The sequence below is a fragment of the bacterium genome (genome assembly GCA_013360195.1).
In the GTDB taxonomy this organism is placed as follows: domain Bacteria; phylum Electryoneota; class RPQS01; order RPQS01; family RPQS01; genus JABWCQ01.
The window spans coordinates 90,987-103,249 of sequence record JABWCQ010000006.1 but is presented as its reverse complement, the minus strand read 5'-3'; the positions used below and the strand labels follow the sequence as shown (position 1 = coordinate 103,249).

Annotated in this window: 11 protein-coding genes; 8 read left to right on the top strand and 3 right to left on the bottom strand. The window is 54.5% G+C overall.

Annotated features, from left to right (window positions below):
* The first annotated feature begins 9 nt into the window (after positions 1-9).
* From lgt to HUU59_06165, 5 genes are read left to right on the top strand one after another with little or no spacing between them, the layout of a single operon-like run.
* Positions 10-828, top strand: a complete 819-nt coding sequence (gene lgt, locus HUU59_06185; GenBank protein NUO19022.1) for a prolipoprotein diacylglyceryl transferase — start codon at positions 10-12, stop codon at positions 826-828.
* On the top strand, positions 818-1,435 hold the full coding sequence (gene tmk / locus HUU59_06180) for a dTMP kinase (GenBank protein NUO19021.1): 618 nt from the start codon (positions 818-820) through the stop codon (positions 1,433-1,435). Before lgt ends, tmk begins: the two co-directional genes overlap by 11 nt.
* Positions 1,436-1,459: 24 nt before the next feature.
* Entirely contained in the window at positions 1,460-3,139 is a 1,680-nt protein-coding gene (locus tag HUU59_06175) for a S41 family peptidase (GenBank protein ID NUO19020.1), read from the top strand.
* Between the two features lie 6 nt (positions 3,140-3,145).
* Positions 3,146-3,943, top strand: a complete 798-nt coding sequence (locus HUU59_06170; protein NUO19019.1) for a sulfite exporter TauE/SafE family protein — start codon at positions 3,146-3,148, stop codon at positions 3,941-3,943.
* 44 nt (positions 3,944-3,987) lie between these two features.
* Positions 3,988-4,851 (top strand): phosphoribosylaminoimidazolesuccinocarboxamide synthase, encoded by an 864-nt coding sequence (locus tag HUU59_06165; GenBank protein NUO19018.1) that lies wholly within the window; start codon positions 3,988-3,990, stop codon positions 4,849-4,851.
* A 51-nt stretch (positions 4,852-4,902) separates the two neighbouring features.
* Here HUU59_06165 and HUU59_06160 read toward each other — a convergent pair whose 3' ends face one another.
* A complete protein-coding gene (locus HUU59_06160; GenBank protein NUO19017.1) occupies positions 4,903-5,307 on the bottom strand; it encodes a DUF1569 domain-containing protein in 405 nt (134 codons plus the stop codon).
* A gap of 51 nt (positions 5,308-5,358) precedes the next feature.
* On the bottom strand, positions 5,359-5,796 hold the full coding sequence (locus tag HUU59_06155) for a DUF1569 domain-containing protein (protein NUO19016.1): 438 nt from the start codon (positions 5,794-5,796) through the stop codon (positions 5,359-5,361).
* Positions 5,797-5,961: 165 nt separating this feature from the next.
* Here HUU59_06155 and HUU59_06150 point away from each other — a divergent pair, with 165 nt between their 5' ends.
* Positions 5,962-9,282, top strand: coding sequence for a VWA domain-containing protein (locus tag HUU59_06150; protein ID NUO19015.1), 3,321 nt, complete (start codon positions 5,962-5,964; stop codon positions 9,280-9,282).
* Positions 9,283-9,483: 201 nt separating this feature from the next.
* On the opposite strand, the gene HUU59_06145 is transcribed toward HUU59_06150, so the two are convergent.
* Positions 9,484-9,921: an Hsp20/alpha crystallin family protein gene (locus tag HUU59_06145; protein NUO19014.1), complete on the bottom strand. Its 438-nt coding sequence runs from the start codon at positions 9,919-9,921 to the stop codon at positions 9,484-9,486.
* Between the two features lie 396 nt (positions 9,922-10,317).
* On the opposite strand from HUU59_06145, the gene HUU59_06140 reads away from it, so the two are divergent.
* Both HUU59_06140 and corA read left to right on the top strand, forming a co-directional pair.
* Positions 10,318-11,085, top strand: coding sequence for a hypothetical protein (locus HUU59_06140; GenBank protein NUO19013.1), 768 nt, complete (start codon positions 10,318-10,320; stop codon positions 11,083-11,085).
* Between the two features lie 9 nt (positions 11,086-11,094).
* Positions 11,095-12,189 (top strand): magnesium/cobalt transporter CorA, encoded by a 1,095-nt coding sequence (gene corA / locus HUU59_06135; GenBank protein ID NUO19012.1) that lies wholly within the window; start codon positions 11,095-11,097, stop codon positions 12,187-12,189.
* Positions 12,190-12,263: the final 74 nt, after the last annotated feature.

Here is a 12,263-nt window from a genome sequence, read left to right as displayed (position 1 = left end):
ATTTCCCCTTTGCATCCAGAACTATTTAAGATTGGCCCGTTCGCGCTGCACAGCTATGGTTTGATGCTGGCGCTGGCGTTTGGCTTTGGAATTTGGATTGCATCCAAGCGCGCACCGAAACGGGGTGTCGCGGGCAATTCAATTGTTGATATATCCGTGGCCTCACTCTTGTTTGGACTGGCGGGCGGGAGACTGGCCTATGTCATCACGCATTGGGATGAGTTCGAGGGGCGGTTGCTCGACATCATTTCACCAATCCAGAGTGACGGCACCATCGGTATTGCCGGGCTCGTACTTCTCGGCGGAGTCGTAGCCGGGTTCGGCGGAGCCTATTGGATGGCCAAGAAACGCAATGCCGGATTTCTCAATGTCACGGATATCATGATTCCCTCCCTTGCGTTGGGAATCGCGTTCGGCCGGCTTGGCTGTTTCTTGAACGGCTGCTGCTTCGGGAATGTCTGCGACGTGCCGTGGGGAGTAGTCTTTCCGGAATCGAGTTTGGCCGGCTCAGTCTATCCGCATCAGCATATTCACCCGACACAGCTTTACGAAACTCTTGCCATGCTTGCACTGTTCGCATTCCTGCTGTGGAAGGACAAGTCTCCGCTCAAAGTCGGAGTGCTGACCGGATATTTCCTGACGCTCTACGGGGTCTGGCGCTACTATGTCGAAGGACTGCGCTGGTACGAAGAAGGCATGATATTCGGGAATCTTGACGGACACTTGCTGACTTTTTCGCGCATCATTTCGGTTGGCATGGTTATCGCCGGTATGTATTTGATTTTCCGCAAGACCGCACCAGAACCGCCCGCTCCTCATGTTCATTAGTTTTGAAGGTATCGACGGCTCCGGCAAGTCCACGCAAATCTCGCGGACAGTTGCCTGGTTGGAAGGATTGAAATATGATGTATTGGTGACCCGGGAGCCGGGTGGAACCGCGGCTGGCGAAAGAATTCGCGAGCTGCTCCTGAACCCTGCCAGCCATCTCACCGGGCGGGCTGAGTATCTGCTTTATTCGGCCTCGCGTGCACAGCTTGTGGAGGAGGTATTGCTGCCTCATCTCAGGAATGCCCGAGCGGTCGCGCTGGTGGACCGATACGCTGATTCTTCAACGGTTTATCAGGGCGCAGGTCGTGAGCTTGGGGTTGACGAGATTGAGGCGGTGAACATGTTCGTCACCGGGAACCTTCAGCCCGATTTGACGCTCTATTTAGATGTGGATTACGAGACTTCCATCGCCCGCAGAGCGGCCACAGGTGCCGCTCCAGACCGGTTGGAGCGGAATCCGCAGGAGTTTTTTGAAGCTGTCCGGCAGGCTTACTTGGAGCTTTGCCACCGTCATCCGGAGCGGATGCGACGGATAGATGCGCGCCGGAATGAAGACGACGTGTTTGCGCAGGTGCAGGCGGCCATTGCCGCGCATTTGCCGATGTAAATCATAGTAACAGGACGTGCCCGAATGCACAAACGATTGCTTCTCTTGCTGGTGTCCCTTTTGCCGCTTTCGGTTTTCGCGGAAGCGCGCAGCATGTCTGCCGACGAACTATATGCGAAGATTCACCACAACATGGGGTTGTTTGGTGACATCTATCGCGAAATCAGCTTGCGCTATGTGGATCAGATAGATCCCGATGAATTTGTGCAGGCTGGAATCAACGGGATGCTCGAAACACTCGATCCGTACACGGTGTATATCCCCGAGGAAGATACCGACGATCTCGATGTCATCACCTTCGGCAAGTACGGCGGAGTGGGGATTGAAATCGGCGTGCGCGGGGAGGCGAAGTTCCTGACCGTCATCAGCGCCATGGAAGACTCCCCTGCACAGCGTGTCGGCATTCGCTCCGGTGACCGTGTGGTCGAAGTGGACGGGCACCCGACAGTGGGGATGTCCACGCGCGACGCGTCGCGCTTGCTGCGCGGGGAGCCGGACACGCAGGTAAAGATTGTCGTCGAACGTCCCGGCGCGGAAGAGTTGATAGAATTCGAGCTGACTCGACAGATTATTGACGTGAAGGACGTCGCATACAGCGGCTTTATTGAACCGGGCATCGGCTATATCAAGCTCGCACACTTTTCGACGCGCGCTCAGAACGAACTTGACGCGGCGTTAAACGATTTGCAGAGCAAGGGAATGGAAGCGCTGGTGCTGGACATGCGCGGAAATCCGGGCGGTCTGATGAGTGCGGCGGTTGGAGTGCTGCAGAAGTTTCTTGACAAGGGAGAAGTTGTCGTCTCCACAAAAGGGCGCACACCTGACGCGAATCGCACGTTCAAGCTTGCAAGTGACCCGGTCGCAAAAGACTTGCCTCTCGCGGTGTTGATCGACGGCGGCTCGGCATCGGCTTCGGAAATTGTCGCCGGCGCCATTCAGGACCTGGACAGGGGAGTGCTGATAGGCGAGCCGACTTTCGGCAAGGGACTGGTGCAGTCTGTTATCTCTTTTGAAACGGGCGAAGCGCTAAAGCTCACGACCGCGAAATACTTCACGCCGTCGGGACGCTTGATTCAGAAAGTGGATTACTTCGGTGAGGAAGACACCACGCTTTTCATATCGCCGATTGAGGAATCCTTGGACTCGGCCTTTACCACGCGCAATGGCCGCAAGGTCGAAGGAGGCGGAGGAATTGTGCCCGACATTCTCGTTGAGAGTCCGCAGCCCGGACAGCTGGGCGTGGAATTGTGGCGGCAAGGCGCATTTTTCGATTTCGTGACGGAGTATCAGTCGCAGCACAGCGAGCTGACCGACGCGACGGTGACGGACGAAATGATAGCGCAATTTTCCGACTGGCTGGTTGAGAACAATTTCACTTATGCGGTGGACGGCGCGAAGGAACTTGAAAACCTGCGTTCGATTCTGAAGACCTTTGAATTGGAGCAGGAAGCCGAAGCGGATTTCGCACATCTTGAGCACTTTCTCGACATGGTTCGTGACCGGGATTTCGAGAAGGAGCGTGCTTTCATCAAGAACAGCTTGCAGACCGAGCTTGCCAATGCGCTCTACGGCAGCACCGGCCGGATTGAAGCGAGTTTCGACCATGACCCGCAGATATTGCGGGCAGTAGAAGTTCTGAACAACGGTACGGAGTACGGCAAGCTGCTTGCAGTGACCGACAGCACGAATTCGAACGGAGAGTAATCGCTCTTGTGGATTGAACTCAGCGGGCTGTTCTTGCTGGGGGTGTTGGCCGGGGTACTCGGCGGATACCTTGGCATCGGCGGCGCGCTGATTATTACACCGGTACTGCTCGCGCTAAGCGCGGCACAGCAGATTCCGGAATCGGTGCGCTATCCGCTGGTATTCAGTTCCACGCTGTTCGCGATACTTGGCACGTCCATTTCGGCGGGATATACGTATGCGCGTGCCAACCGTGTACACTGGGCAGGGTTCAAAGCCATTGCCATCACGGCGTTTCTGCTTTCATTTGTCGGTTCGTGGGCTTCGTCGCAATCGTCGCCCGACGTGTTGCGTGTGTTTTTTGCAATATTCGCTCTCGTGAGCGCCGCGATATTCGTATCGCCGCTCAGGGGACACGCGGGGGGAGAGTTTCATTTTCGGGCTTGGCCGTTTCTGCTGCTGGGCGCGGCGACGGGATTTCTGTCGGCCTATATTGGTGTCGCCGGCGGAGTACTGATGGTACCCGTGATGCTGTTCCTCATTAAAGTGCCGCCAGAATATGCGGTCGGCACGAGCAGCATGGTCGGTATTGTCACGGCCTTAACCGGAGTCATTGGCTACGTCATCATTGGCTGGAATGTCACCGAACTTCCGCAGTGGACCTTTGGCTATGTCTATCTCGTCTATGCCGTTCCGATTCTTATTGGCTCGCTGCTCGGCGGACCGTTTGGCAGCAAGCTCAATCAAGGAAGCAGTGTCAAGCTGTTTCGCCTGCTGTTTGCCGCTTATCTTGTCGGCGTCGCCGTCAAGATGCTCTTGAAGTAGTCCACCTTTTCCCGCAATCCCCTTTTCCACTCTCTTGTAAATTTATGAACACAGTTGCTCTGCCTCTGCTCGGTCGCGGCAAGGTCCGTGACATTTACGAATTTGACGACCGTCATCTGGTGTTTGTGACTTCAAATCGCGTCTCGGCGTTTGATGTTGTTCTGCCGACACCGATTCCGAACAAGGGCTCAACTCTCAATGAGCTTACCCGTTTCTGGATGACGCGTTTCAAATCGCTGTGCGGGAATCACATCGCCGACAAGGATTACAGTGACTTTGCGCGCGAATTTTCCGCTTCACTGAGCGACACGTCGCCCGGACAGGTGGAAGTGGTGAAGAAGGCCGAGATGCTGCCGGTGGAGTGTGTAGTGCGCGGATTTATCACCGGCTCAGGCTGGAAGGACTACAAGAAAACGGGCGCGGTGTGCGGACACAAGTTGCCGGAAGGACTCGAACACTGCGCGCAGTTTCCCGAGCCGCTGTTCACCCCCGCCACGAAGGCAACTTCGGGGCACGACGAAAACATTGATTTCGCGCGGATGTGCGACATTGTTGGAGTGGAAATGGGCACGAAACTGCGCGACCTGTCTATCGAGATTTACTCATCCGGCCGTGACTTTGCGCGGAAAAGGGGAATCCTGATAGCGGACACGAAGTTTGAATTTGGTATTATCGACGGTGAATTGTGTCTGTGCGATGAAGTGCTGACTCCCGACAGCTCGCGCTTCTGGCCTGCGGACGATTATGCACCGGGACGCGACCAGAGAAGTTTCGACAAACAGATAGTGCGCAACTACCTTGAAACACTCGATTGGGACAAGACGCCTCCGGGGCCGCAGCTGCCGGCCGATATCGTACAGAAGACGGCCGCAGCCTACGAGGAAATCGCGCGCAAGCTGATGGCGTAGTTCGTCACGTTCTTTCATTCAAAACCCGCAGTAAAATGCGGGTTTCTTGTTTTACAAACCAAACTGTTTCAGGTGATGGTCCAGATGACGATAGTGCAGTCTTGACCACTGGCCGGGTGTTAGTTTGCCGAGATAGGGGCTTGGGCCAAAGGTCTGATTGGGGCCTTTTTCAAGCCGCTTGATGTATTCAATGACGCGCTGTTTATCGTGCAGAAATTCCCCGGGCTGTGTCACAAACAACTCGGGTGAAGTCGGTGCTCCCTTCGGCCAGGGAACGGGGCCGTCGATGACCATCCAGCGGCCAATAACGGTGTTGAACATGTTCTTGCTGACCGTAATTCTTCGCTCTGCAAAACAGGCTTCAAAAGTATCAATCACATGGGCGAGCATTCGACCGGCATCGAACTTCCCCCATTTCGCCTTGGAGTCCGCATGCAGGTTTTCCAGTCGTCTCAAAATTTCTTCCCTCGGCTGACTGTCAAATAGTGATTTCATGGTGTGGCAGAATCAGAGATTAAACTGCTTAAGGTGATGCGCCAGATGCGTATAATGGGATTTAGCCCATTGCTCGGGTGTCATTTGTCCGACCCATGGACTGGCACCGAAGGTGAATTTTTCGGGTGCCGCAAAACGTTGAATGTAGTCTTGCACTTTCGCTTTGTCCTGCTCAAAATTACCCACGGGTCGTTTCAGATATTCGGGATCGGTTTTCGCGTTTTTTGGAAGCGGCATGGTGGACAGCATCCATCTGCCGAACGCGGAGTTCATCAAGCCTTTGCGCACGGTGACAGGACGCTCGGCAAAAGTGACTTCGAACAGGTCTATCAGATGCGCGAGCAAATGTCCGGGAGTCATTTTGCCCCAGAGCGGTTTGGCATCCGGTGTTAGTCGGGCAAGGCGGTTGCTGAGTTCCTTGCGGTCGGACTCATTCAGTAAGTTTCCCATAGCAGCTCCTTGGTTTGGTAGCCGAAATGTACACCTGTTTGGTCAGATTTACAAGGGCACAGGTGCGGGTCACTGCTTTTGAAGCAAATGCCGCCATGCAAGTTTCTGCTTGACTCTCAGCGTAGATTAGCTGTACCTTATTGCAGCAGAAACTTGGAGGGCAGGATGGACGGGCTATTACGGTTTGCATCTTGGCTTGGTACCGGATTCCTCTGCGGCATGATGTGTCTTTGCGGCTCACTGACGGCGATTGCCGACAATGCTCAGGTTATATACCCGGGTGAAGACAATGAGCAGGCGGAAGACGAAATCATTCCGGTCGAAATTCGTTTTTATGACGGTGACGGCGAGATAGAGGCCGGGGACGGCTCTCGTCCTCGCTTTGGCCGTCGTTTGCCCTCTTCGGTGAAGGGCGGAACGTGCGGTCAGGGGAACGATTGCGGCCTTCTGGCAACGGAAGATGTCGTGTTGGCTTTGGAAATTCCGACCAGTGGTAACTGGTCGTTTTCGCTCTGCGGCTCATCGTTCGATACGTATATCTTTGTCGGATATTCCCCCTGCGGTTCGGAGATAGGCTCAAACGACGACTTTTGCGGCACGAATTCACTTGCGGGCTGTCTGTGGGTTCAAGCCGGGCCGGTGTATGTGACCATAGAAGGCGGAGCGAACACGTGCGGAAAGTTTCTGTTCACCGTCCAGCCGTGTGTGCCGGGACGTTGCTGCTACATGCAGGGGGACTCGGCGGCCTGCGAGAACACGACCTTGGATGATTGCGCAGCAATCGGCGGATTCTGGGACGCGGAAGCGACATGCGAAGCAAATCCCTGCCCGACCGGCCGCTGTTGTTACCGGGAAGGGAACATCTCGAATTGTGTGGAGAATCTGTTGCAGAAACCGTGTCTGTTCACTCTTGAAGGCGAGTGGACGGAAGGCGGCTCGTGCGCTGATCCTTGCACGTTTGAGGGAGACAGTTCGGCTTGCGGTCCGATGGATTTGGTATTGGCGATTGACGTAACCGGCTCAATGTCCTATGAGATTGACGCGGTGCGCGAAGAGTCGCATCAGATACTTGCCACGGCGGCGGAAGCCGCGAATCAGGATTTGCGGGTGGCTTTAGTCGTTTTCCGCGATGTTGTCACTGTTATTCATCCGTTGACAGATAATCTCGAAGCAGTTGACGCGGCCATCGGCACACTGGATGCCGGTGGAGGCAACGGTTCACCGGAGGCCTCCGATATTGCCCTTGAAGAAATCATCTCGGGGAATGGAACATGCGTGAGCGGTGCGGGATTTTCCGTGCCGTTCCGGCCATCGGCCTCAAAAGTGGTTGTGCTAATAACCGATGCTCCGAACGGCGGTTGTGATGACGCACATCAGGCAGCAGATTCTGCATTCGCGCATGAAGTCGCACTGGAAGCACTCAGTGCCGAGGTGTACATATCACCTGTTTACGTGTACTCCTCTGCAATAAATCCGGTAACGAATGCGGTAATGCGGGACTACGCTGAAACGACCGGCGGATTGTATGTGTTGTCCCATAACGGTGCTGGTATTGCCGAATCCATCGGGGACATCATTCAGCAGTGCGGACGGATGCGTCTGGCGATGGTGGACGATTCACTACCGGACATCACGTGCTTTAACGATGAGATAACTCCATCAACTTTTGACATAACGGTTTCGGTGGTGAACCGTTCTGAAGTTGCCGTGGCAGACGGCGGGCTGGCCCTAAGTGAAGGCTCCGGTCCGGGCGGCACGGGAACGGTGAACTCGGTTAATCCGTTCAGTCTTGGAGTCGTCCAGCCCGGTGACACAGTGGACGCGAGCTTTACGGTCACAATCACTCCGGCGGAAGCGGGCGGCTGTATCCACTTCACGGCCTATTTATTGAACGGCGCAGATACCGTAGGCACGCGCACGGTGTGTGTCAATATTCCCGTGACCTCACTTGTTTTCAGTCAGGCACACGTCCCGATTCTTGAATGTGACGGGGACGGAGTCACGCCAACGACATTTGAAATCGGTGTCACGGTTCGCAACGATTCAGAGTGCGCGACATCGCTGGGCAGTGTGGTCATGGCCAGCGGCTTCGGGCCTGGGGGAACAGGCACCGTGGAATCAGCAGCGCAGGTGAGCACCGGCATGCTTGAGCCGGGCGATTCGACCATGGTCTATTTCACGGTGGACATCTCACCGACACGGGTCGGCGGGTGTATCAATTTCCGAGCCTTTTTGCTGCTGGACGGTGATACACTTCTCAGCCGGAATCTGTGTGTGAATGTGCCGCAGTTCAGCGTCGTGATGACAAGCCATAGTACGCCGCAGTTGAGCTGTGTGAATGACGAAATTGTGCCCACAACGTTTGACATAATGGTTGTCGCGTTCAACAATTCCGCCTGTGACGTGACGGGTGCAAGAATGCTTCTTGGAGGAGGAAGCGGAGCTGGCGGTTCAGGCTTTGTTGTAGGATCGCAAAGTGTGGACTTAGGTTCACTATCCCAAGGCGAACAGCGAACCGTGACATTCACGGTAACGATCGATCCCAATACTCTTGGGGGACTGATCCGGTTTACAGCCTTTATTGCCGCCGATAGCGACACGGCCTCAAGTCGCAACATAGATATCTCAGTTCCCGCATGCGGCTGCGAGTCAAGCGATGGGATTTTCCGGGAAATCAGCGGCTATTATTATTGGGAGTGTATTTGTGTCCAGCTCTGCGATACGGTGCCTGTTCCAGTTTCCATCTGCAGACCGAGTGGAGCTTTTTCGACACCGCCCGCCGCAGGAATTTATGGCCAATGTCAGGGCGGATGTGCCCCGGGACAGGGGGTGCTCAATCCAAACGGGTGGGTTCGCAATGGCGAATGCTGGGAGAATGAAATCTACATGACCTTGCCGGGCTGCGTACGGCTGTGCATGGATTATGTGTTTCCGGTCGAGCTGGCAAGCTTCGATGCCATTCCGGAATATGAGCAGGTGCGAGTGGTTTGGAGTACCGCATCGGAGTCACAGCTTGAGCGATTCGAGATATTGCGCGACGGCGCGCTGATGAGCGTTATCCCGGCCACGAATGCTCCTACCGGCAGCAGTTACGAGTGGCTTGACACCTATGTCGAGCAAGGCCGCGTGTACCGGTACTCGCTGGTGGTCACAGACATGAGCGGATCGCGCGAAGAGTTGGCATCGGCAACCGCGATGCCGCTTGCGCAGCCCGAAGTAAGCAGCGGATATGCGCTGCTGCCGAATTATCCGAATCCGTTTAACGGCACAACGACAATTGGATTTGATTTGCCCGAAGCGAACGACGTTGTGCTGACGGTTTACGATGTCAGTGGCCGGCGGGTTGCGGAACTCGTGAATGGGCGATTTGACGCTGGACGGCACGAAGTGTCGTTTGGCGGAGAGGGGTTGGCCAGCGGAGTCTACTTCTGCCATATGGTCGCAGGAGTGTATGCGACGCGGCAGAAGATGTTACTTCTGAAATAGCCAGGAATCAGAAGTTTATCTTCGTTTCTTGCAGGAGACAGGTGTGAAAGAATTTTCGCACCTCGGTGATGGGTTTTGGCGCGCCGGTCCCCCCTCGGGCCGGCGCGCTTATTTATGTGGAACCTCTCCCCCGCCGGGAGAAGGCAACTGTGTTCAGAGTCAGCCGCCGCAGGTCCTTCGACACGCGACGGCGACAGGAGATTACTTGGATACCTTGATGGTGCGGCTCTTGGCCTCTTCCGCCTTGGGAAGGGTGATCCTCAAGACGCCATCGGCGTAGTTGGCCGCAACGCGGTCTCCGACGATATTGTTGGGCAGGCTGAAGCTTCTTTCGAAGCGGCCGTAGCTGCGCTCAACGCGGACGAAGTTGTCCTTCTCTTCCTTGACTTCACGCTTTTTCTCGCCGGAAATGGTGAGGACATTGTTGTTCAACGTGATGTTGATGTCCTCTTCGCGCATGCCCGGGAGCTCCGCATGGATTTCATAGCTGTCATGATTTTCAGCGATGTCCACATCGGGTGCCCAACTGCGCATGACACTGCCCTTGTTCCAGCCCATGAGGTCACTCAGGACTTCATCAAGGTTGTTCAGGGGGAACGACTGTTCCATCGTACGGGGAATGTACTTCGTGATTTTCATGGTTTTCTCCAGTTCTTCAGCTGTTATTTGATTGATGGTTTCTTGAAAGTTGCTTACACTGACCCATTTTGCAACGGCAGTGCCAATTTTTTATATATTTGATTTATATTTATTTACGCAGAAATTGATTCAAGATGACTCTGTTGAGTTGGCAGAGGAGTTATGCTGAATTGGCAGAGAATGTGCGATTTTGGCAGGCAGAGTTGGCAGATTTGTGTGTTGGCGGATCGCATGGAAGGGTGGCGTACTCTGAGGTATTTGAAATCCCGTGAACCACCCTCACCACGACTAATGCTGAGGGACAGATGGAATTTGCATATTCGGCGCGGAGTGGCTATTTTATTTAATTCTAAGCTCCTCTGAGAGTTTCAACCGCTCACATTGCCCCTGCGAACCATGTCCTCCAAGAAGCTCTGCCCACATTGCCTGAAAGTCATTCCCTGGAAGCACCGATTCAAGTCGAAGTGTCCTCACTGTTTTCGACCGCTTCGCCGCAAGAGCGAGAGCGAGCGCGGGACATTGTTGTTGTGGTTTGAGGACCGTGGAAAGTGGTGGTGGTTTTTTATACTGCTGGTTGTCAGTGTGGTTGGGGCCATGATCGGTCAGTTGGCAGGCCGACACTCGTCATTCTTGAATTTCATCAGCGCACATCCAATCATGTTCGCGCTGACGCTGTATTATCTGGCGGCATTTGCCTCCATCATCTCGCGGATTTATGTACCGTTGATGCTGGGAGCACCGCGCATATTGCGTCGCGAACGGCCGCAGATTACTCAGTACAAGATTTTCACGGTCATTGGCATGGTTCTCGGACTCGGGCTTGCGCTGTTTGTGATTGGAGCCGACCAGTTCTTTGTCATGTTCCCGGCCAGTGTGCTGTTGTTCACGCTGCCGATTGCGATATTGTGGGCTTATCTGGCGCTCGTATTACAGGAGCCTGATTACGAAGACGAGCGGGTATGGTCGTTCTTGACGGAAATCGGCGCGGGCGAACGACTTGACCATCGTCACCACGGATATTATGTGCTTATCATGGTTCCTGTGGCGGCATTGATTTTCTATTGGATGATGCAGAATCAGTGGCTTTATTATTGGTTCGCGGATTCGACCTTGGTATCGATGTTCAAGGAACTGTATATGCGGGCAACCGGCCGGGCCGGTTAATGGCACGCTATGTCGCAGCAGAAATCACACGGCAAACATCGTAGAAAGCACACCCGAAGCTCGCATAAGGCGGGATTGCCGCCCGGCAGCGTGGTGTATGGCGGAGTGGAGCGCAAGGTTGGGCCGATTCTCCGCGCGATACGGTACGACACGGGGAGTTTCGAGGAGCGGATTCTACACAGCCCGCAGGAGATTGCACCGTTTCTGGCTTTGCCGGGGGTAAAGTGGATTGACCTTGAGGGACTTGCTGACACGAAACTGCTGGAAGCGGTGGGGCATGCTCTTAAACTTCATCCGCTGCTTATCGAAGACATTGCCAACACAAATCAGCGGACGAAGCTCGAGGAAGACGGCGAGCAGCTGATCGTGTTCGTGCGGGATTTTGAGCGCAACAAGGAAACCGGAGTACTCGATGACGCACAGGTGGCGATTGCACTCGGGTCGGGTTTCATTTTCACATTTTGCGAGTTGCCGCCTTCAGAATTTGCGGTGATTCGGGAGCGGCTGCGGATAGGTCAAGGCTTGACGCGGCAAAACGGCGCGGACTATTTGCTCTACCGGATGCTGGATATGCTTGTGGACCAGTATTTCATCGTGATAGACGACGTGAATGACCGTCTTGAGGTGCTGCAGACAAAAGTTCTCGAAACACCGGGTGACAAGGAGATTTTGCCGGAGATATTTGAGACACGGCAAGAGCTTTTGCTGTTACGAAAGAGTATTCTGCCGCTGCGGGACGTCTTAAGCGCGCTTGAGCGGCGCGAATCGCCGTTGATGCACCCGGTGACCAGAGCCTATTTTCGCGATGTGTATGACCACACGCTGCACGTGGCCGAGTCGATTGACACGCTTCGTGATCTTGAGACGGCATCGTTAGACGTGTATTTGTCGCGGTTGTCGCTAAGGCAAAACGACGTTGTGCGGATGCTTACGGTCATTTCGACAATCTTTCTGCCGTTGACATTCCTGGCGGGCATCTGGGGAATGAACTTCGATGTCATGCCTGAACTTCGCTGGCAATACGGATACTTTGCCGCGCTGGGGGTGATGGCCGTGCTGGCCGTCATAATGATGATATACTTCAAGCGTCAAAGATGGCTTTGACGAAATGAGCTGCACGTTTGCAGTGTGGTCAGATATTTTCGACTCTGTTTTTTCACTAATTCCTCTTTCATCCT